The organism is Luteibacter aegosomatis, from assembly GCF_023078455.1.
GTDB classification, from domain to species: domain Bacteria; phylum Pseudomonadota; class Gammaproteobacteria; order Xanthomonadales; family Rhodanobacteraceae; genus Luteibacter; species Luteibacter aegosomatis.
The window spans coordinates 3,558,391-3,580,007 of sequence record NZ_CP095740.1 but is presented as its reverse complement, the minus strand read 5'-3'; the positions used below and the strand labels follow the sequence as shown (position 1 = coordinate 3,580,007).

Here is a 21,617-nt window from a genome sequence, read left to right as displayed (position 1 = left end):
GATGACGGCCGTGACGCGCATCGACACCACCCGAACCGTCCGCGCGCCGCGCGGCGCGGAACTTACCTGCAAGAGCTGGCTCACCGAAGCCCCGTTCCGCATGTTGCAGAACAACCTCGATCCCGAGGTGGCGGAAAATCCGGCCGAATTGGTGGTGTACGGCGGCATCGGCCGCGCAGCGCGCAACTGGGAATGCTTCGACGCGATCCTGCGCTCCCTGCGCGAACTGCGCGACGACGAAACCCTGCTGGTGCAGTCGGGCAAGCCGGTGGGCGTATTCCCGTCGCACCCGGACGCGCCGCGCGTACTCATCGCCAACTCCAACCTCGTGCCGGCCTGGGCCAACTGGGAGCACTTCAACGAACTCGATCGCAAGGGACTCATGATGTACGGCCAGATGACGGCCGGCTCGTGGATCTACATCGGGTCGCAGGGCATCGTGCAGGGCACCTACGAAACCTTCGTGGAAATGGGCCGCCAGCACTACGGCGGCAACCTCGCCGGCCGCTGGATCCTCACGGCGGGCCTGGGCGGCATGGGTGGCGCGCAGCCGCTGGCCGCGAGCCTGGCTGGCGCGTCGTCACTCACCGTGGAGTGCCAGCAGAGCCGCATCGACTTCCGCCTGAAGACGCGTTACGTCGACGAACAGGCCAGCGACCTCGACGACGCCCTGGCAAGGCTCGAGCGTTACGCGAAGGAAGGTCGCGCGGTGTCCGTGGCCCTGCTGGGCAACGCGGCGGACGTGCTGCCCGAACTGGTGCGCCGTGGGGTCCGGCCCGACGCGGTTACCGACCAGACCAGCGCCCACGACCCGGTCAACGGCTATTTGCCGTCGGGCTGGACGGTGGAGGAATGGTTCGAGCGTCGCAAGAGCGACCCGGCCGGTACGTCGCGCGCGGCCAAGGCCTCGATGCGTCGCCACGTCGAGGCGATGCTCGCCTTCCATGCGCAGGGCGTGCCCACCTTCGATTACGGCAACAACATTCGCCAGATGGCGAAAGACGAAGGCCTGGGCGACGCGTTCGCCTTCCCCGGCTTCGTGCCCGCCTTCGTGCGCCCGCTGTTCTGCCGCGGCGTGGGCCCGTTCCGCTGGGTGGCGCTGTCGGGCGATCCGGAAGACATCTACAAGACCGACGCCAAGGTGAAGGAGCTGATCCCCGACGATCCGCACCTGCATCGGTGGCTCGACATGGCCGGCGAGCGCATCCGCTTCCAGGGCCTGCCGGCGCGCATCTGCTGGGTGGGACTGGGCCAACGCCATCGCCTGGGCCTGGCCTTCAACGAGATGGTGCGCAACGGCGAACTCAAGGCGCCGGTGGTGATCGGTCGCGACCACCTGGATTCGGGTTCGGTCGCCAGCCCCAACCGCGAAACCGAAGCCATGCGCGACGGCAGCGACGCCGTGAGCGACTGGCCGCTGTTGAACGCGATGCTCAACGTGGCCGGCGGCGCCACCTGGGTGAGCCTGCATCACGGCGGCGGCGTCGGCATGGGTTACAGCCAGCACAGCGGCGTGGTGATCGTCTGCGACGGCAGCGAGGCGGCGGATCGGCGCATCGCCCGCGTGCTGTGGAACGATCCGGGCACGGGCGTGATGCGGCATGCGGATGCGGGGTATGACGACGCCGTGGCGTGCGCAAAGGAGCAGGGACTGAAGCTGCCGATGATCGGCTGACCGACGCTTCGCGGGAATCGCGGACCGGGTCCACTCCCACCCTTCGGCAGTGGATTTTCCTACTGGCGGGTGGGAGCGGACCCTGTCCGCGATTCGGGACTACCGCCCATTGGCCCACTGCGGGGTGTACCGCTCCGGATAGATCCGCGCCAACGCCAGCACCTTCGGCCTGTCGTTGATCGCGATGTACGGGGTATCCGGATTCAGCCGCATGTAGTCCTGGTGCTCGTTTTCGGCAAGATAGAAACCCTTCAGCGGAACCACCTGGGTCACGATCGGCCCGGAAAACGCGTGGGCGGCGGTAAGCTGGGCAATGTAGGCATCGGCCACCTTCTTCTGTTCGGGCGTGCCGTAAAAAATCGCGGATCGGTACTGGGTGCCACTGTCGGGGCCCTGGCGGTTGAGCAGCGTGGGGTCCTGCACCACGGAGAAGAACACCTGCAGCAGCTGGCCGTAGGTGACCTGGGCGGGATCGTAGACCACCTTCACCGACTCGGCGTGGCCCGTGTCGCCATCGCTCACGTCGTCGTAGTTGGCATGGGCCGCGTCGCCGCCGGCGTAGCCGGTGCGCACGCTTTTCACCCCGCGCACGTGCTGGAACACCCCCTCGACGCCCCAGAAGCAGCCGCCGGCGAAGACGGCGGTGGCGTCGCCGGCGGCTGCGGCGGCATCGAGCGAGGGGGGAGGCAGCCGCACACCCTCTTCGCGGGCCGAGGCGGTGCAGGCGGTCAGGGCGAGCAGGAGCACGGGAATCAGGCGGTTCATGGGGCGTCTCCTTGGGACGATGCCTTGGGTGGGCTTGCCCGAGAAGACCGGGTGTCGCTCCTTTTCCTGACATGCCTCCAAGGCTCTTCAGTTTCACCTGAACCGGCCGATAAGCCCCGGGTCGACCGTGGGTAGCCCCGGGGAAGGCAAATTCGGCATGCTGTTCAGCTGAATGCGACGCACCGGGAGGGGATGCGTCGCGGCGGTCAGGTGCGTCATCGTTCGAACCGAAGGAGCAGTGGCAAGTGGCGTACGATCTGGTGGAGAGGCGCGTGTTCGTGTCCGACCTGGAAGTCGGCATGTACGTCAGCCGCCTGGATTGCGAGTGGTCCGACACCCCGTTTCCGATAGCGGGCGTGCCGATCACTTCGCGGGACGACATCGATAGGCTCAGCCGCTTCTGCAAGTACGTGTTCGTCGACATGCAGCGCCGCGTCATGCCGGCGCGCGTCGTCGCCGCCGCGGCCCCGCGCCCGGCGCTCAACCTGCGCCTGGTCTCCCGCCAGACCTATGCCGACACCGCCACCCACGACGAGGAACTGCCCCGCGCGGAGGAAGCCTTCGAGGCGATGCATGGTTTCACCGGCCGCCTCATGCGCGACGTGCGCAACGAGGGTGGCTTCGACCGGGAGGCGCTCGACGCCGCCGTCCGGCCCATGGTCAGCAGCGTGCTGCGCAGCGCCGACGCCTTCCTCTGGGTGGAAAGCCTGCGCCGCCGCGACGGCTACGCCTACCGTCGGGCGGTCGGCTGCGGAAGCCTCGCGGCCGCCTTCGGGCGCCACATGGGATTCGACGAGGAGGCCATCGTCAGCCTGGCCAAGGGCGGCCTCCTGCTCGACGTCGGCATGTGCCGCCTGCCGCCCGAGGTGCTCGAGCGCGACGGTCCGCTCAACGACGCCGAGTGGGCGCAGGCTCGGCAGCACGTGGAGGAGGGCATGGCCATCCTCGACCGCGCCGGCGTCACCGACGCCGAGGTGCGCGACATGGTCGCCACCCACCACGAGCGCTTCGACGGCACCGGCTACCCGGCCGGCCTCGTCGGTACGGCCATTCCCCTGGCCGGCCGCATCGCGGCCATCATCGACACCTACCAGGCGATGTCGGCCGACCGGCCGTACCGCGCCCCGGTGTCGCAGCACAACGCCGTCCGGCACATGTACGCCGGGCGCGATCGCGAGTTCCAGGGGGAACTGGTGGAGCAGTTCCAGGCCTGCATCGGCGTCTATCCCACCGGGTCGCTGGTGGAGCTCAACACGGGCGAGGTGGCGGTGGTGATGATGCAGAACCCTGCACGGCGCCTGCAGCCGCGGGTAGCATTGCTCAGCCGTGCGGACAAGCAGGCGATCGGCGAGCCGGTCGTCGTCGACCTCATGCAGCAGGAAGACGGCGTACGCAGGGATATCCAGCGTACCCTGCCGTTCGGCAGTCACGGCATCGATCCGAGGGGAATCATCAGGTCATGAGCGAGCGGTCCCACATCCTTCCCGCGGTGCAGGTCATGCTGGACCGCGCGGTACCCGATACGGGCCTGTGCGCCGTGCTGGTGGTGCGCCTGAAGGGCATGCGCGAACTGCAACTGCGCTTCGGCTACGGTTTCGGCAACGACATCATGCTCGCCGCGCGCGAGCGCATCGTCGATGCCCTGCGCCACGTCGACAAGGTGTTCGTCGCCGGGGACGACAACTTCGTGATCGTGCTGCCGGCGGTGCGCAACCGCACGCATGCGATGCTCGCGGCCACCCGCATCGTGGGAGCCTTCGACACGCCTCTGCCGCACCCGGAGCGTCCCTGGCACGGGCGGGTCACCATCGGCGTGGCCATGCATCCCGACCACGGCAACTCCGCCGAGTGGCTCTACCGTCGCGCCGAGATGGCCCACGACGACGCGGTGCGACTGGGCGAGCCGTTCGCCATCTACGAGCCCGACGTGACGCCGGTGGAAATCCTCTACGGCGAACTGCGCGAAGACATCGAGGGCAATCGGCTGCACGTGGCCTTCCAGCCGCTGCGCGACCTGCGCAGCGGCGAGATGGTGCGGGTGGAATCGCTGGCGCGCTGGAGCACGCCCATGCACGGCGACGTGGCGCCGGGCGATTTTATCCCCTTCGCCGAGCGCAGCGACCTGATCGTGCCGCTCACCCGCTGGAGCCTCAACGCCTCGCTGCGCCACGTGGCCTCGCTGCATCGGGGCAAGTGCCCGCTCGACGTGGCGATCAACCTTTCGCCGCGCGTGTTCGTGGAGCATGGCTTCGCCGAGCACATCCTCGGCGCGCTCGACATCTGGGGCGTGCCTGCCGAAACCACCATCGTGGAGATCACCGAGACGGCCCTGCTCACCGACCTCGACGTGAGCGTGCGCGGCCTGCGCCGCCTGCGCGACCGCGGCGTGCGCGTGGCCATCGACGATTTCGGCACGGGTTACGCCTCGTTCGCCTACCTGCGTCATTTCCCGGCGACGGAACTGAAGATCGACCGCTCGTTCGTGAGTGCCATGACCACCGACATGCGCACGGAGCAACTCGTGCGCGCGATGGTGGAGGTGGCGCACCGCCTCGGGATGGAGGCGGTGGCCGAGGGCGTGGAGAACGAGGAAACCCTGCTGAGGCTGGTGGAGATGGATTGCGACGTGGTGCAGGGTTACCACATCGGGCGGCCGGTACCGGCGGAGGAGTTCGTGGCCGAGAGGCTGGCGGCGGCTTCGATGACCTGAGGCTGCGGGATTCGCCGATGCGATCGGCTCCCACTCCTCCGGTAGAAAGTTCGTCGAAACCACCTACCAAAGGGGTGGGAGTCGATCGCATCGGCGAAAAAGCCGCCGTATCGCTACGATTTTCGCGCCAGCAGCACGTATCTATCGTGCAGCTCGTCCACCTGCCGATCCAGCGCCGCCTCATCCCCATCATTGACGATCACGTCATCCGCGATCGCCAGACGCTGCTCCCGCGACGCCTGAGCCGCGATCATCTTCCGCGCCAGCGCCTCGTCGATGCCGTCGCGCTTCACCAGCCGCGCCACGCGAACGTCCTCCGGCGCATCCACCACCAGCACGCGATCCACCCATCCGTACTGCGCATGGTTCTCCGCCAGCAGCGGGATCGACAGGATGCAATACGGGCCACGGTCGGCCTCGACCGCCGCGCGCAGCCACTCGCGGATGCGCGGATGCAGGATGTCCTCCAGTTGGGTCCGCGCCGAGGGATCGTCGAACACGCGCTGGCGCATCGCCGCGCGATCGAGGCGGCCTTCGGCGTCCAGCGCCTCCGCGCCGAACACGCGGGCGACCTCCGCCAACGCGGGCGAACCGGGTTCGACCACCGCACGCGCCGCCACGTCGGCGTCGTAAGCGTGCACGCCCAAGGCCTCGAAGCGGCGCTCCACCGCGCTCTTGCCCGAGGCGATTCCGCCGGTGAGGGCGATCACGCGGCTCATTGCATCCCCGTCAGCCGCAGGTAGCCGTTCAAGAGGGTGTCTCCGCACATCAGCCAGACCCAGCCGGCCGCGGCGATATACGGGCCGAAAGGCATCGGCACGTCACGGTCACGGCCGCGCAGAACCATCAGCGTGCCGCCCACGATCGCGCCGATCAGCGACGACAGCAACACGATGGGAAGCAGGGCCGTCGGCCCCATCCATGCGCCCAGGGCGGCGAGCAGCTTGAAATCGCCATGGCCCATGCCTTCCTTGCCGGTGAGCAGCTTGAACAGCCAGTAGATGCTCCACAGGCTGAGGTAGCCGACGAGCGCGGCCAGGATCGCCGAGGACGGCTCCACCGGCAGGGGCTGCCACGCGGGAACGAGCGTGAGGCCCAGGCCGATCCACAGCAGGGGATAGTTGAGTTCGTCGGGCAGCAACTGCGTGCGGGCATCGATGCCCGACAGGGCGATCAGCAGATAGGTGAACAGCAGGGCCGCGAGCGTGCCCGCGCCGATGCCGAAGCGCCAGACCACCAGCGCGCTGGCCACGCCCGCGATCGCCTCCACGAGCGGATACTGCGCCGAAATGCGTTCACCGCAGTACCGGCAGCGCCCACGGAGGAACAGCCAACCGAACAGGGGGATGTTGTCGCGTACCGCCAGCCGGTGCTTGCAGTGCGGGCAGTGCGAGGGTTCGAGCGCCACGCCGGGCGGCTTCGGCTCGTCGACCTCGGGCAGCTCGAGCACCTCGCGGGCCTGGCGGCGCCATTCCCATTGCATGCGCAGCGGGGTGCGCAGGATCACGACGTTGAGGAAGCTGCCCACGAGCAGGCCGAAGACGGTGGCGAAGGCGATCCAGAGGGAAAGCGGTAGATCCGGCATGAGGGGTCCGTGGATAGGAAAAGGCCCTCCTTGCGGGGGAGGGCCTGGTAGGGTGCCCTTCGCTAGGGCGGCTTACGTCGTACCGGCGATCTTGAAGATCGGCAGGTAGAGCGAGATGACCATGCCGCCCACGAGGCCGCCGAGGATCACCATGATGAACGGCTCGAGCAGGCTGCTGAGCGTATCCACCGCGTTGTTGACTTCTTCCTCGTAGAACTCCGCCACCTTGAACAGCATCGAGTCGAGCGAGCCGGATTCCTCGCCGATGGCGGTCATCTGCACCACCATGTTCGGGAAGAGGTCGGTCTGGCGCATCGCGAGCTGGAGCTGGTGGCCCACCGAGACGTCGTCGCGCATGCGCAGTACGGCCTCGCCGTAGACGATGCTGCCGGTGGCGCCCGAGACGGCCTCGAGGGCTTCCACCAGGGGCACGCCGGCCTGGAAGGTCACGCCCAACGTACGGGCGAAGCGGGCCAAGGCCGACTGGCGCAGCACGTTGCCGATGACCGGGATGCGCAGCGACAGGCGATCGAGGAAATGGGCGAATTTCGGCGAACGGTTCTTCGCCATGACGAAGGCCACGCCGGCACCGATGATGACCGCGAGCATCAGCCACCAGTACGACTGCGCGAATTCCGAGGCCTTCACCACGATGAGGGTGGGCACCGGCAGGTCGGCACCGGCGTCCTTGAAGGTCTGCTGGAACACCGGCACCACGAAGAGCAGCAGGATCATCGTGACCAGGAAGGCCACGACCATCACCATGGCCGGGTAGAACAGGGCCTTCTTGATCTTGCCCTTGATCGCCTCGGTACGCTCCTTGTAGGTGGCCACGGTATCGAGGATGGTATCGAGCACGCCGGCCGATTCGCCCGCGTGGACGAGGTTGCGGTACAGCTCGTCGAACTGCACCGGGTACTGGCCCAGGGCCTCGTGCAGCGAGGCGCCGCCCTCGATGTTGGTCTTGACGTCGGTGAGGATCTTCTTGAAGCGGACGTTCTTCTGGCCGCCGGCGATGATGTCGAAGGCCTGCACCATCGGCACGCCCGAGGCCATCATCGTGGCGATCTGCCGGCTGAAGATGGCCACGTCGCGCGGCTTCACCTTGGAGCCGCTGGAGCCGAACAGGGGCTTGGACTTCTCGCGGACCGTCTGCGGGTTCATGCCCTGGCGGCGCAGCTCGGCCTTCACCAAAGCGGCGTTCTTGGCCTGCATCTCGCCGGTCATGCGCTTGCCGCGCTTGTCCAGGGCGCTCCAGTCGTACATGGTGAGCTTGGACACTTCCGCTCGCGCGGCGCCCACGGCCCGGGTGTTCTGTTTGGCGGTGGCGAGAGCCATTCGCGGTATTCCCCCTGTCAATCTGTCACGAAGGCGCCCTGGGGCGCCCCGCACCGGCGGATAGTCTGAACGACTTTCCGCTTATTTTTCTGCCATATGGCGCACATCCTGACGGGGCCGCGACGCAACATCAATCCTTGGTGACGCGGTTGATCTCGGCCAGGCTGGTCACGCCGTTGCGGACCTTGAGCAGGGCCGAGGCGCGCAGGTCGTTGATGCCCGCCCGGGTGGCCACCTCGGCGATCTGCAGGGCGTTGCCGCCCTCCAGCACGATCTTCTGGATTTCCTCGACCATCGGCATCACCTGGTAGATGCCCACGCGGCCCTTGTAGCCCTCGTTGCAGCCGTCGCAACCCACCGGCTCGTAGACCGTCATGCCGGCGTCGATCTCCTCCTGGGTGAACCCCTCGGCGAGCAGGGCGGCGGGCGGCAGGTGCACCTGGCGCTTGCAGTCGTGCAGGCGGCGGGCCAGGCGCTGGGCGATGATCAGGGTGACCGACGAGGTGATGTTGTAGGGCGCGATGCCCATGTTCATCAGGCGGGCGATGGTCTGCGGCGCGTCGTTGGTGTGCAGGGTGGACAGCACCATATGGCCGGTCTGCGCGGCCTTGATGGCGATCTCGGCGGTTTCCAGGTCGCGGATTTCGCCGACCATGATCACGTCCGGATCCTGGCGCAGGAAGGAGCGGAGGGCAGCCGCGAAGGTCATGCCGCGCTTGGTGTTCTGCTGCACCTGGTTGATGCCCTCGACGCGGATTTCCACGGGGTCTTCCACGGTGGAGATGTTGCGTCCCTCGACGTTGAGGATGTTAAGGGCGGTGTAGAGCGAGACGGTTTTACCCGAGCCCGTGGGGCCGGTGACCAGCACCATGCCGTAGGGTTTTTCGATGGCGTCGAGGTAGAGCTTCTTCTGGTCTTCCTCGTAGCCGAGCTTGTCGATGCCCAGCTTGGCCGACGAGCCGTCGAGGATACGCAGCACGATCTTCTCGCCGAACAGCGTGGGCAGGGTGCTCACGCGGAAGTCGATGGCGCGGGTCTTGGTGAGGTTGAGCTTGATGCGGCCGTCCTGCGGCACGCGGCGTTCGGCGATGTCCAGGCCGCTCATCACCTTCAGGCGCGAGGCGATGCGCGTGCCGAGCTTGATGGGGGCGTTGGCCACGATGCGCAGGATGCCGTCCATGCGCAGGCGCACGCGGTAGACCGACTCGAACGGCTCGAAATGGATGTCGGAGGCGCCGCGCTTGATGGCGTCGACCAGGATCTTGTTGACGAACTTGACGACCGGGGCGTCGTCGTTGGCGTTGGCGTCGATGCCCGTGCTGGCGCCGCCGTCGGCATCGTCGTCGCCGCTTTCCAGCGAGAGTTCTTCCAGGCCGCCGTCGTCGCCGAAGCCCGGCACCGTGCTGCTCATGGTGGACAGGGCCGAATCGATCACTCGGCGCAGTTGCGCGCGCTCCACCAGCACCGGCTCCACCATGTGGTTGGAGTGGAACTTGATCTCGTCCAGCGCGTGGGACTGCATGGGATCGGCGATGCCCACGAACAGGCGCTTGCCGCGCTTGAACAGGGGCAGGGCCTGGTGCTTGGAGATCAGGGCCTCGGTAACCAGGTCCAGTGGCATGCCGGCAGGCGCCATGGCGCTGAGGTCCATCAGCGGCATGCCGAATTCGGCCGAGGCCACCTGGGAGAGGCGGCCGCTGTCCACGAGGTTGTGGTCGACCAGCCAGGCCGAGAGGGAAACGCGCTTCTCGGCGGCGTCCTGCACCGCCTTGCGCACGTCGGCCTCGGGCAGCACGCCCTCGGTGACCAATCGCCGTGCCATGCCCGTCAGGCCGGCGAGCATGGGTTGCTGCATGTTCGAAACCATGTGGCTTCCGTTAACCCCGAGATTCGTGGGGAAATCTACTCCAGAACGTGGGGCCGGTCACGCCATGGGAATGCGAAGGCGGCGTGAGTCCGGGGTTCCGTTATCATTCTGTCGCCGCATGCCCCGGAGGGGGCGGCCTCCGGCGCCAACGCAACGAAGCACATTGCAGGGGATTATTGGTGCTATTCAACTCACTGACTTTTCTAGTCTTTTTTGCGGTCGTGTTCCCGGTTTACCTTTTGCTTCCTCGTTGGGGCTGGCGCAAGGGCTTCTTATTAGCGGCAAGCTATGTCTTCTATGCCGCTTGGAATCCAGCCTACGTGGTCATTCTGGCCTTCTCGACCACTCTTGACTGGTGGTTGGCGCGGCGAATTGCTGCCACGGATCATGTGGGGAGGCGCAAAATTCTCTTGCTGGTGAGCCTGGTGGCTAACCTCGGCCTGCTAGGCTTTTTCAAGTACGGCGGATTCGTACTCGCCAACACGCAGAGTCTGCTGGGACTGATGGGCATCGCCTACGCGCCCCCGGGTTGGGACATCGTGCTTCCCGTGGGCATCTCGTTCTATACCTTCGCGTCGCTCTCTTACACGATCGACGTCTATCGCGGGGAGATCGATGGACGTACAGATCTGCGTGACTATGCGCTGTTCGTGGCCTTCTTCCCGCATCTGGTAGCTGGCCCTATCGTCCGGGCGAGGGCACTGCTTCCCCAACTGGAAAAACCGACCCTGCCGACGGCCGACCAGGCGGCCTATGGCCTCGTGCTCGTGCTGATAGGGCTGTTCTGCAAATCGGTGTTCGCCGATCGCCTCTTCGCACCGGTGGTGGACATGGTTTATGCAGGCGCGGGCACGCATGGCCTCGTGCCAACGCTGGCAGCGTTCTTTGGCTTTGCGGGTCAGATCTACTTCGACTTCGGCGGTTATTCGCTCTGCGCGATCGGCCTGGCATTGTGCTTCGGCTTCGCCTTTCCCGATAACTTCCGTTTTCCCTACGGGGCTCGGGGCTTCTCGGATTTCTGGCGTCGCTGGCACATCTCCCTGTCGACATGGTTGCGCGATTATCTCTATATACCCCTGGGTGGCAGCCGTGGCGGTGCCTGGGCCACTTCTCGGAATCTTATGCTAACCATGCTGCTGGGAGGGCTCTGGCACGGTGCCTCCTGGATGTTCGTGGCCTGGGGCGGTCTGCACGGCCTGTTTCTCGTGGTCGAGCGGGCGTGGCGGAAACGTTGGCCCGCGCTGACGTGGCGTGGTGCGGACGCCCTTCTGACCATCGTGACGTTCCTCTTGGTTTGCGTGGCCTGGGTTCCGTTCCGGGCGGCAACTCCTGACATCGCCTGGGCGTTCTTGAAAGGATTCACTCGGATCGAGGGTGGGTCGGTCGCCCAAGTGGTGGCCCTTGCCGCGGCCCTCATTATGTTCGCCTGGCAATGGCGCCATCGCGACAGCTCACTCGACGAATGGCTGGCTCGCGCGCCTGAAGGAGGCCGCGCGGCCATCGCCGCAGTCTGCCTGATCGGTCTTTTCCTGGCATCCGGGGGCGACGAACGTGCGTTCATCTACTTCCAATTCTGACATCCACCTCACCCGGCGCTATATACCCGGCGGCCGTTGGCTGCAGCCGTTGCTGGCCGCGCTCGCACTCGCCCTGCTGGCTGTGGCCGGTCTGGAGGCGTGGCTCGCGTCTCATGGTTTCATGGCGACCGTTGTCGATTCGCCCTCGCTGTGGGCGGGGGAGCGCGCCCGGGTTAATCGTCTCGGCAATCGCGCCCTCGTGCTCGTGGGTGCTTCTCGCATCCAGCTTGACGTCGATATCGATACTCTGCGCGAGATGACCGGCAAGGAACCGGTGCAGTTGGCCATCGACGGCAGTTCGTTCGTGCCCGTGCTCGCCGATCTGGCTGACGACGACAAGGTCACGGGAACGATCCTGGTCGAATACCAGGATCACATAGTGGGTCATTTCGACCGAAAGGACGCCGCTGACGTCTACGTCGCGGCGTGGAAGCACGAGCGCCTGCACGAAACAATCCCGGACTTCGCGAACACAGAAGCTTGGCTTTCTTCGTTCTTGCGCGGCCATATGCGCAGTTTCGCCGACGGAGCTACTCCGTTTGACTCATTGATGCTGCGCGCCCTGGATATCAACGCCACGCAGCAGTACCTGGTGACGCTCCCCGATCGCGAACGGTTAGCGGATTATACGAAGGTGCAGATGCCGCAGTTCTATTTCGCTCGCGTGCTGCGCAACGCGGGCATGACGCAAGCGCCGGATGCGCCGGACTGGGCTACCCTCAATGCGCTGCTGGCGAGGCGGATAGAAGCCCTGCCGACGGCATCTCTGCCGAATTTCGAGGCCAATAGCCAAGTTATCGCCGGTATGGTCAGGCGAATCGAGGCGCGGGGTGGCCGCGTGATCTTCATGGTGTTTCCGCGCAGCGGCCTCGTAAGGGCCGCCGACGAGCGCTCGTTCCCCCGTGCGGCCTACTGGGCGCCTTTCGTCAAGGCGGTGGGGACTCCCTCTCTGAACTACGCCGATGTTCCGACCATGAGAGATCTGATCTGTCCAGACGGATCGCACCTCGACCAACGAGACCGGGTGGCATTCACTCGCGATCTGGTCCACGCTATGCCCCTTTTGAAGGGCGGTAACGCCGATGTCGTGCCCCGGGCGGCGCGGTCCGCGCCGTCGCCCGCGTCCCTGGAGCATGCCCCGTGACACGACTGACTGTAGTTATTCCCGCAAAGAACGAGGCTGCTGCGCTTGCGGCGCTGTTGCCGCGTTTGATGCAGGCGCAGCCGGATGCCGAAATCATCGTGGTAGACGACGGCTCGACGGACGCAACGCGCCAGACTTGCGCGGCGGCGGGAGTCATCTGCCTGTCGTCTCCCTATTCGATGGGCAATGGTGCGGCCATCAAGCGCGGCGCGCGGGTGGCAAAGGGGGACGTCCTCGTCTTCATGGATGGAGACGGGCAACACGATCCCATGGATATCGCTCGCTTGGTGGCCCGCCTGGACGAGGGATACGACATGGTGGTGGGCGCGCGTGACTGGGAAAGTCAGGCTGGCGTCGGCCGTGGTATCGCCAATTCCGTTTACAACTGGCTCGCCAGCAAGATGACCGGACAGGTGGTGGCCGACCTCACGTCTGGTTTTCGGGTAGTGCATGCCCATCGTTTCCGCGAATTCCTGCATCTGCTACCCAATGGGTTTTCCTATCCGACCACCAGCACCATGGCATTCTTCCGTAGCGCATACGGTGTGGCGTATGAACCTATCAAGGCCGCGCAGCGAATAGGCAGAAGTCATATCAAGCCGCTGAAGGATGGTATTCGTTTCCTGCTGATCATCTTCAAGATCGCGACGCTCTATTCGCCGCTTAAACTCTTCTTTCCCATCAGCCTGGTCTTCTTCCTGCTTGGCTGCCTCAACTACGCGTGGACATTTGCCCACGGCGGCCGCCTTACCAATGGCAGCGCGCTCATGTGGAGCGCATCGGTCATCGTCTTTCTTATCGGCCTGATCTCAGAACAGATCACGTCGTTGACATATCGGCCGACTGATCTCGGGGGGCGATTTCGATGAAGCAGGCGCACGAGAGCGGCGAGATGGAGCAAATTCGTCGCTTCTATGACGAAGAATACTACGGGGGGAGCCTGAAAGATGGCGGACTGCCTTGGCATTCCCGCAAGGTTGCGGCCTTGGTGGGCGACATCCGCGGCAAGGCCGTTCTTGACGTCGCTTGCGGGTTGGGTGAATGGCTCGGATATTTCCGCTCACGAGGAGCGTCCAGCATCAGTGGCATCGATCTATCGGTGCGGGCTGTCGAAGCCTGTCGCTTCCGCTATCTCGACGGGGATTTCCACGTCGGAGCGGCCGAAGCGCTTCCGTTCAAGGATGCAAGCTTCGATGTCGTCACCTGCATGGGCTCGCTTGAGCACTTCGTGGATAAGCCGGCTGCGCTGGGTGAAATGCTTCGAGTGGCGCGTCCCGGCGCGACCTTCATCCTTCTCGTGCCGAATTCTGGCTTTCTGACCCGGCGCCTGGGCTTGTATTCCGGAACGCAACAGGCTCGCATCAAGGAAGACGTGCTTTCCCTTGACGCATGGACCGCTTTGTTCACGTCGAGTGGCCTGGAAGTCACCCGGCGACTGCCTGACCTCCATCCGTTGAGCATCAAGTGGATTACCCTGGGCAAGCCGCTCGGGTGGCCGCTACGGGCGATACAGGCAATCGCCCTGGCCGTCTGGCCGTTGTCCTGGCAATACCAGGTGTATCACTTTTGTACGCGGCGTGCGCCGTAAGCGTGCTCCCATGGCTGCATCGACCCCTGGCTTACTCTTGATTACGCGAAATCTTCCTCCCCTGCGCGGGGGCATGGAGCGTCTCAATGCGCAGATGGCCAACGCACTCGCCGAAGACCATCACGTAACCGTCATGGCCCCCAAGGGCAGTCGGCTGGACCATACATCGTTGGTACGGTTGGTCTGTTGTCCGTGGCCGGGTGTGGCGATGTTTCTCGTTTGGGCGGCCATCGTCGGTACGTTTCGAGCGCTGACAGGAAAACCGCGTTGGATACTCGGAGGCAGTGGTCTAGTCGCTCCCGTCGTTCTGCTTGCGGGGTGGCTTTCGGGTGCGCGCCGCGCGGTCTACCTGCATGGGTTGGATATCGTCGTCGATAGCCGCTTGTACCGAGCTTTGTGGCTGCCCGCGATCCGCCGCATGAATCGTTGTTTGGTCAACAGCAGAAATACACGGAAGCTCGCGATCATGGAAGGAGTCGACGAGAAGCGCATATGCATCGTGTTCCCGGGCGTCGCGATGCCCGCCCCCAGCGATTCACGAGTCTCATCGTCTTCCAGGTTCAGGGCATCGCACGAGTTGGGAGACGGTCCGCTTATCCTGTCCGTCGGCAGGCTGACGCGTCGAAAGGGGCTGGCTGAATTCGTTGAGCACGCCATGCCTTCGTTACTGGCGAAGCGTGCAGACATCCGCCTCGTGGTGATAGGCGACGAGGCGCCCGATGCGCTGAACGCTTCAGGCGTCGGGCAGCGTCAGCGCATCATGGATGCTGCGCTCCGTGCAGGTGTGGATGAATCGGTCCATATGTTGGGGCCAGTCTCTGAGTCTACCCTGCGGGCGGCATTTGAGGCTGCCTCCGTACACGTCTTTCCGGGTCTTGACGTGTCTGGTGACGTGGAAGGCTTCGGAATGGTCGCCATCGAAGCGGCTGCGCATGGCGTTCCGACGGTCGCGTTCGCCGTGGGCGGCATTCCCGACGCTGTCAACGATCCGCGTAGCGGTTCGCTGGTCATGGCGGGAGATTATGCGGGCCTTGTCCAGCGGTTGCTGCAACGAGTGGAAGACAAGTCGTCGGTGGCTGCGTCATGTCGGGAGTTCGCGGCTCGGTTTGATTGGCGTATTTTCGATGAGGCGCTTCGGAGCCAGTTCGTTCCCGGGAGTCCCGAGTGAGTGCCGGCGGAAGGCTCCACGTTTGGATGCCCAATGTCAAAGGTAATAGCGGATCCGACGTGTTCGTCGAGCGTCTCGCCGCGGGCCTGAGGCGCCGAGGCGTGACCGTTACGGTTGACTGGTTCGGCCGCGCTTACGAGGGATTCCCCGGTCTTCTATCGAGAGTGAAGGCGCCTCCCAGCGCGGACATCATCCACGCGAATGGATTGAACGCTTTTCCGTTCCGCCATCACGGATTGCCTCTGGTAGTCACCGAGCATCACTACGTGCTCGACCCGGCCTATCGCCCTTACAAGTCGGCTCTTCAACATGTCTATCACCAAATGGTTACCGGGCGTGCGTCGCGTCGTTCGATGCGCGCGGCCGATGCACTAGCGACCCCTAGTGCCTTCGTCGCGGCGAGCATCGTCTCGGCTTGTCCCCGCGTCAGGCCGACGGCGATTCCGCTTTGGGTAGATCTCGAAGAGTTCAGGCCCATGCCAGCCCGCGTGGCGCCCGGGACGCCTCTTAGGATGTTCTTCGTTGGAAATACCTCGCGTCGAAAGGGTTTCGACTTGGTGGTGGAACTTGCGCGACGCATGTGCGGCTCGGCGGAATTCGTCTGCACGGGCGGCTTGCGCGGAGAGAAAGTGGCGGATCTCCCCACCAACTTGAGGCTTACGGGCCGATTATCGCGCGAGGAGCTCGTCGAGGCGTATCGCAGCTGCGACGTGGTATTCGTTCCATCACGCTACGAGGGCTTCGGTTATGCTGCGCTGGAAGGCATGGCATGCGGCAAACCGGTGCTCGGATTTGCCTGCGGTTCGATCGAGGAGATCGTGGAAGATGGAATATCCGGCTTTCTACTCCCAGTCGACGACATCGACGGCTTGCATCGACGTGCTCTCGAGTTAGCCGCGGATCCTTCACTCCGGAAGCGTATGGGGCAAGCGGGGCGATCGCGTGCCGAAAGCGTGTTTCCCGTAGAGCGTGGCATCGACGCCTATCTGGCGTTATACGCATCGGTACTTTCGCCGTGACGACGTCCTTGCTTTCGAAAGGCCCGCCATCGGCTGAGTGGCCGCTCGATGCCTTGGAGAGGGTGGAGGCCTGCCCTGCGTGCGGAGGTCTTGCATCGGACACGCCGGACTACTCCGGTGTCTACGATGCTTTCAGTGGTGCGCCAGGCCGGTGGAACCTTTACCGATGTGGTTCGTGCGAGTCCCTGTTTCTCGATCCCCGTCCGTGGGGGCGCGGCCTGGGATTGGCTTATCACAGCTATTACACGCATGAGGCCGAACGGTCGGACGATGGCGTATCAAGCGGTTCGCTGATCGGTCGTCTCATCGGTGGATATCTTTGGGGTCGCTTCGGTTATCGTTCTGAGCATGCGCTTTCCGCAGGTTGGTGGTTATTCCGCTCCATTCCGCCTTTGCGACAGCAACTGGATTACTTTCTCCGTCACCTTCCGAGCGCGGCCGGCTCGCTGCTCGACGTGGGTTGCGGAAACGGTACTTTCCTGTCTCGCGTCATTCGCGCGGGTTGGCATGCGCAAGGCATCGAACCCGACGAGGCGGCTGCTGCGATCGCGCGACTTTCGGGTTGCGAGGTGACGACGGCAACCCTTGATACGTTCAGTTCTTCCCATGTTTTCGACGCCATAACCATGTCGCACGTCATCGAGCACGTGCCCGACCCCTACGCCGCCTTGCGTCTGGCGTTCGATCTGATGGTAGATGGAGGTTTGCTGTGGTTGGCTACCCCCAATGCTGAGAGCCTGGGGCGTCGCAGATACGGAGCCGATTGGCGAGGCCTCGAGGTGCCCCGCCACAACGTCGTGTTTACCGCGAGGGCATTGCGGGCCTTACTCGAACGCGCCGGCTACCAGGACATCCGTTTCCACCGTCGCGGACGAGGGGCGCGCTACATCCTGGACCAGTCGAAGCATGCTGCTGAACGTCGCGGCGTACTCGTGCGGCGCCTTCCCGCCTGGTGGGTCGACCTGCTCGCGACATTTTCACCATGTGCTGGCGAAGAACTTGTCGTTACCGCGAGAAAGCCGGCGTGATTACGCCCGTAGCAGCGATTACGCTCGAATACCGCGGGCCATTACGTACCATTGCCTGCGTGGTATCGCTATTGGCCGAGGGCGTATCACGGGTCATGATTTTCGATAACTCGGACGACGACGGCGCGAGTGCAGGAACGCTGCGCACCGCATTCGATGGCGATGCGCGCGTGCGAATCGTCGGCGGGAACAGGAATCTGGGTTTCGCCGCAGGGGTTAACGAGGCCATCGCGCTATTGCGTGACGAAGGATGGAAAGGCCGCGTGTTGCTGGTTAACAACGATGCGGTGGTTGAAGCAGGAGCGCTCGGAGCGCTCGGTCGTGCCCTGGACAATCATCCGGACGTGGCGATGGTTTATCCGCGTATCTTCCAGGGGGGCAAGTTTCAGTCGCTTGTTCGTTACCACCCGGCCACCGGGCGCCTTTCACAAGGCAGTTTGCAGGGAGGCATGCCTTACGCAAGCGGCTGTTGCCTTCTTCTCGCCGTCGCGGAAGTGAAGGCCGATCTTTTCGATGAGACCTTTTTCATGTACGGAGAAGACGTCGAATTGTCCGCACGCCTACGCCGCGAGGGGCGCCGTGTCATGCAGGTGCTGGATGCCGTCGTGGTGCACGAGGGGTCGGGAGGATCGGGTTTCAATACGCTCTTCTATGAAACGCACACCGTCGCCGCGCACGTCATCCTAGCTTGGCGGCTGGCGGAAACCCCGGCCCGGCTCGTCCTCCATGTGTCGGGGCGCCTGGTTTTCCTGCCTCTCCGGGCGATGCTCCGCGCCATGCGCTACCGTTCGTGGATTCCGTTGAGAGGGTTGGTCGACGGGGTACGGATCGGCCGTGCCGCCCTACGAGCGCGCGCGAAGACGCCAGCCGACCACGCACCACGTTAGCAGCGCCAGGCATCCCTCGGTCGTCACGATCATCCGAGCAGATCCCTGCAGTCCTCCGAGTGAAACGAACCACCAGGCCGTCAGGCAGAGCAGGAGCACGCCGAGCGACTCGATCGCGAGCCGCAGCCACTGGCCGTCGAGGCCCAGGAGGGTGTTGCTACCGAGCAACCTCAGCGAATAGGCCGGAAGCAACCAGACGAGCGTGCGTGCAGCGGATACGGCTCCGGCAAACGACGGGCCTAGCAGCCAGGGCAAAATGCCGGCCGACAGATGGAGCAAGAGGGCAGCGACGAGGCTGAAGCCAAGTCCAACGACGAACATCCTGCCGACGAGCCTGCGGCCTGCGGCGGGATCGCTATCATGGCGGAACACCCGCGGAAGAGACGACATGGCCAGCGCATCGATTGGTAGGGTGAAGACCATGGTCAGGCGATAGGCCGACGCGTAAAGGCCGGCGACTGTTCCGCCTGCCAGATGCAACACCAGGGTCTTGTCCAGCGAGCCGAGGGCGTTGGTTACCGCCCACACCGTCGAATAGCCCGCGCCGTCGACGAGCTCGCTTCGGGTGACTCGGCCGACGGCGGGGCCGGGTCGCAGTATCGTCTGCGTGATGGCGACGGCTGCGCTCGCCGCCACTAACGTCGTCGCCAGATGCACGAAGCTATAGGTCGCGATTGTGGCCGGCAGTGGTGAAACGAGGAATATCGTGACGCCCACGAGGCGAATGAGCGCAGTCAGCGCGGGTAGTCCGGCGGCGAAACCGGATCGTTCATGGGCATTGAATGCAAACGCGCAGAGCGACACGAGGGGAAAGAGGACCACCTCGGAGGCACCGATTGCCAGCAATGCCGGTAAGCTAGCGTCGTTACGGGCGGCAGCGAGCGAGATGGCGAGAAAGGCGAGGGCGATCGCGATGCCACTGCCGATGGTCCAGCGAATTCCCTTATGCCAATAGGCGCCGAGCAGTGACGGATCGCGGGCCACGGCCCGAAGCAGGAGTAGCCCTAGGCCCAGTCCACTGAAGGCTCCTAGGAACGTGGCCAGCCCCGCGACGCCGGCGAAGGTTCCGTATCCGTCGGGCCCGATCTTGCGAGCGAGGGCCAGTAACCATAGTGCCTGCGCGCCTACGCGGGCGAGTTGCCAGAGAAGCGACAGGGACGTATTCCGTGCAAGGCGTCCACGCAGGAGGCGATGAACGACCATTACGGATATCCAGCCCGTTTGGTCGATTGGGCGTCACGCTCCAGCGAAGCGATATCGGCATCGAGCCTGCCGGCGAAGTTGACTCTCCGCAGTGCCTCGATCTGTTCGCGAGCAAGCTCGGAATCATGCGCGTTCAGGGCTCGGCGGGCAAGACTGATGCGATAAACGGGCTCGCCGGGAGCTTTTTCCACCGCCGCCTTGGACAGGCGCAGCGCGAGTGTTTCGTCGTGAAGCGATGAGGCTGCGAAGTCACTGTACATCGCACAGAGCCTGGCCGATGGGTTGGGCTGATCCATGGCGGCGTCGAATGCGTCGCGCAGGTTTCCAGCCTCGAAATGGCAGGCGCCTTGGCGGAGGCATTGAGCGAGGGCACCAAGTGAGCTTTCGTCCTGCACGGTCGCTGGCCGGGCGTGAAGCTTCGTATCCATCGAAGCCCACCAGGTGTCCCGAACGGGCAGGCCAGCGCGCGCGTGCACGAAGATCAATGCCTGCTCGGCGAGTACGGAAGCTCCTGGCATGGCAGCCGCCGCTTCCAGAGGAGGTATGGCCTTGGCGATGTACGGCGAGCTGGCTTCATAGCGTGATGCGATGATGTAGGCACGGCCGAGTTCGTACTGCGCGCGGTGCGAATTCAACCCCCGGCGCCCGAGTTCCTCGGCAAGCGATAACGGATCACCCCAGGCGTTCGATGTAGCGAAAGTCACTGCCATGGACCAGGCGAAGAGCCCGGCCGCCGAAAGCATCGTGACGAGGCGGAGTCGCGTGGAATCCTTCGAAACGGCCGTCCATCTGAATGTCTCTGCCAGGGCCAAAGCCACACCCACGCTGGCGAAGTAGTTTCGGTGTTCGTAGACCAGTTCAATGGGCAATATAGTGCCGGTCAGCGTTTGGCACGCAAGGAACCATAGGATGCCGAGCGATCCAAGGGGGGCGGCTCGACGGATCCTCCATGCACCCAGGCAGAGCAACGCGAGACCGAACATGGAGGCAAGTGTCGTCCATGGCTGGAACAGGCTGGTGCTGGCCTCGAAATCGTCGTGATAGAACGACAACGCCGATGGCGTGGGAACGATGGTCCACGCGAGGTAGTCGAGAATGACGCGCGGCTCGCTGAGCAATCGCGTGGCGAGGGTGAAGTTGCGCGTCGCCCATGCCGCGGGATCGAGCAGCCGAGGAAGCATCCATGCCGTGCCGGTAACGAATGGCAGGCCGAGAATCAGCGTATACATGATGCCGATGCGTCGGCGCATGCCGGGTTGGTTCGCACCGAAGCGAAAGATCACGGCTTCTACGCACAGGGCGTAGAGCGGCAGGAGAACGGCTGTTTCTTTCGCGAGCAAGCCGACTCCTGTGCAGGCGATGAGCCATGTCGCGCAGAGTAGGGTAGCGTGTACGCCGAAGCCAGGGCGGATGCGTATTTTCAGGTAGCCGATGAGGCCGGCGATCACGAACAGGTTCGCGATGCTCTCCATGCGCTGCACGACGTAGAGCACGGCCGTGAGATTGATGGGCGCGACCAGCCAGGCCAGAGCGATCGCCGATGCCGTAACGTCTCGGGTGAGGCTGCGCTCGCCAGGCCGCACGACTCGAAGCAGTCTCCGGCACAGAAAAAAAACCAGCCATCCATTGAGGACGTGCAAGCCGATGTTCGTGGCCTTCATGGCGGAGGCATCGAGCCCGGTGGCCAGGAAATTTGCCGCGAAACTGAGCGAGGCCAGCGGGCGTTTCAACTCGCTGGCAGGGGATGACAAGGCCGCCGAGGTTAGTTCTGCCAGGGTGGCATGGGCTGGCTGCACCATCGGGTTGTCGACGATGTTCGGATAGTCGTCGAAAACGAACCCGCCCCCCAGGCCGGGAAGGTAAATCGCGACGGTCACCGCAGTGAGGATGGCCAGTAGGGCAGCCATCCGAATCACTTCCGGCCAGCGGCGGCCCCGACTATTCCGGGAAACGGGGGGTGCCGAAGGCGGCGTGCCTCGCGGGGCGGGCGTACGGTCGCTCAAGGCGTCCCTTCACAGCTCTGGAAACAGTCGAGATGGTAACACCTGTGACTCCCTGGCCTG

General features: G+C 64.5%; 18 protein-coding genes. 11 read left to right on the top strand and 7 right to left on the bottom strand.

Features of this window, described 5'->3' with window-relative positions:
* The first annotated feature begins 1 nt into the window (after position 1).
* On the top strand, positions 2-1,675 hold the full coding sequence (gene hutU, locus L2Y94_RS16090) for a urocanate hydratase (RefSeq protein ID WP_247368990.1): 1,674 nt from the start codon (positions 2-4) through the stop codon (positions 1,673-1,675).
* Between the two features lie 99 nt (positions 1,676-1,774).
* Here hutU and msrA read toward each other — a convergent pair whose 3' ends face one another.
* On the bottom strand, positions 1,775-2,440 hold the full coding sequence (gene msrA, locus L2Y94_RS16085; RefSeq protein WP_247368987.1) for a peptide-methionine (S)-S-oxide reductase MsrA: 666 nt from the start codon (positions 2,438-2,440) through the stop codon (positions 1,775-1,777).
* A 245-nt stretch (positions 2,441-2,685) separates the two neighbouring features.
* Between msrA and L2Y94_RS16080 the strand changes: the two genes are divergently transcribed.
* Both L2Y94_RS16080 and L2Y94_RS16075 read left to right on the top strand, forming a co-directional pair.
* Positions 2,686-3,903: an HD-GYP domain-containing protein gene (locus L2Y94_RS16080; RefSeq protein ID WP_247368973.1), complete on the top strand. Its 1,218-nt coding sequence runs from the start codon at positions 2,686-2,688 to the stop codon at positions 3,901-3,903.
* Entirely contained in the window at positions 3,900-5,150 is a 1,251-nt protein-coding gene (locus L2Y94_RS16075) for a putative bifunctional diguanylate cyclase/phosphodiesterase (RefSeq protein WP_247368955.1), read from the top strand. The genes L2Y94_RS16080 and L2Y94_RS16075 overlap by 4 nt, the downstream gene beginning before the upstream one ends.
* 113 nt (positions 5,151-5,263) lie before the next feature.
* Here L2Y94_RS16075 and coaE read toward each other — a convergent pair whose 3' ends face one another.
* The 4 genes from coaE to pilB all read right to left on the bottom strand — a co-directional run bounded on the left by coaE (position 5,264) and on the right by pilB (position 9,940).
* Positions 5,264-5,869 (bottom strand): dephospho-CoA kinase, encoded by a 606-nt coding sequence (gene coaE / locus L2Y94_RS16070; RefSeq protein WP_247368939.1) that lies wholly within the window; start codon positions 5,867-5,869, stop codon positions 5,264-5,266.
* Positions 5,866-6,735, bottom strand: a complete 870-nt coding sequence (locus L2Y94_RS16065; RefSeq protein ID WP_247368922.1) for a prepilin peptidase — start codon at positions 6,733-6,735, stop codon at positions 5,866-5,868. Before L2Y94_RS16065 ends, coaE begins: the two co-directional genes overlap by 4 nt.
* 72 nt (positions 6,736-6,807) lie before the next feature.
* Positions 6,808-8,073, bottom strand: coding sequence for a type II secretion system F family protein (locus L2Y94_RS16060; RefSeq protein WP_283248496.1), 1,266 nt, complete (start codon positions 8,071-8,073; stop codon positions 6,808-6,810).
* A gap of 130 nt (positions 8,074-8,203) precedes the next feature.
* Positions 8,204-9,940 (bottom strand): type IV-A pilus assembly ATPase PilB, encoded by a 1,737-nt coding sequence (gene pilB, locus L2Y94_RS16055; protein WP_247368919.1) that lies wholly within the window; start codon positions 9,938-9,940, stop codon positions 8,204-8,206.
* Between the two features lie 179 nt (positions 9,941-10,119).
* On the opposite strand from pilB, the gene L2Y94_RS16050 reads away from it, so the two are divergent.
* From L2Y94_RS16050 to L2Y94_RS16015, 8 genes are all read left to right on the top strand, one after another.
* On the top strand, positions 10,120-11,517 hold the full coding sequence (locus L2Y94_RS16050; protein WP_247375289.1) for an MBOAT family O-acyltransferase: 1,398 nt from the start codon (positions 10,120-10,122) through the stop codon (positions 11,515-11,517).
* Positions 11,492-12,661 carry a hypothetical protein gene (locus L2Y94_RS16045; protein ID WP_247368916.1) on the top strand — a complete coding sequence of 390 codons (1,170 nt, stop codon included), beginning with the start codon at positions 11,492-11,494 and terminating at the stop codon, positions 12,659-12,661. The genes L2Y94_RS16050 and L2Y94_RS16045 overlap by 26 nt, the downstream gene beginning before the upstream one ends.
* Positions 12,658-13,530: a glycosyltransferase family 2 protein gene (locus tag L2Y94_RS16040; protein WP_247368914.1), complete on the top strand. Its 873-nt coding sequence runs from the start codon at positions 12,658-12,660 to the stop codon at positions 13,528-13,530. The genes L2Y94_RS16045 and L2Y94_RS16040 overlap by 4 nt, the downstream gene beginning before the upstream one ends.
* Entirely contained in the window at positions 13,527-14,249 is a 723-nt protein-coding gene (locus L2Y94_RS16035; protein WP_247368911.1) for a class I SAM-dependent methyltransferase, read from the top strand. The genes L2Y94_RS16040 and L2Y94_RS16035 overlap by 4 nt, the downstream gene beginning before the upstream one ends.
* A 10-nt stretch (positions 14,250-14,259) precedes the next feature.
* Positions 14,260-15,417: a glycosyltransferase family 4 protein gene (locus L2Y94_RS16030; RefSeq protein WP_247368900.1), complete on the top strand. Its 1,158-nt coding sequence runs from the start codon at positions 14,260-14,262 to the stop codon at positions 15,415-15,417.
* Positions 15,418-15,443: 26 nt separating this feature from the next.
* Positions 15,444-16,436, top strand: coding sequence for a glycosyltransferase family 4 protein (locus L2Y94_RS16025; protein ID WP_247368897.1), 993 nt, complete (start codon positions 15,444-15,446; stop codon positions 16,434-16,436).
* A 224-nt stretch (positions 16,437-16,660) separates the two neighbouring features.
* Complete coding sequence (locus L2Y94_RS16020; RefSeq protein WP_247368894.1) at positions 16,661-17,464, top strand: class I SAM-dependent methyltransferase; 804 nt, start codon at positions 16,661-16,663, stop codon at positions 17,462-17,464.
* Positions 17,461-18,351 (top strand): glycosyltransferase, encoded by an 891-nt coding sequence (locus tag L2Y94_RS16015; RefSeq protein ID WP_247368892.1) that lies wholly within the window; start codon positions 17,461-17,463, stop codon positions 18,349-18,351. The genes L2Y94_RS16020 and L2Y94_RS16015 overlap by 4 nt, the downstream gene beginning before the upstream one ends.
* Here the strand turns inward: L2Y94_RS16015 and L2Y94_RS16010 are convergent.
* Complete coding sequence (locus tag L2Y94_RS16010) at positions 18,307-19,554, bottom strand: oligosaccharide flippase family protein (protein WP_247368889.1); 1,248 nt, start codon at positions 19,552-19,554, stop codon at positions 18,307-18,309. The two genes, L2Y94_RS16015 and L2Y94_RS16010, sit on opposite strands and share 45 nt — an antisense overlap.
* On the bottom strand, positions 19,554-21,461 hold the full coding sequence (locus L2Y94_RS16005; RefSeq protein WP_247368871.1) for a hypothetical protein: 1,908 nt from the start codon (positions 21,459-21,461) through the stop codon (positions 19,554-19,556). The genes L2Y94_RS16010 and L2Y94_RS16005 overlap by 1 nt, the downstream gene beginning before the upstream one ends.
* Between the last annotated feature and the right edge of the window lie 156 nt (positions 21,462-21,617).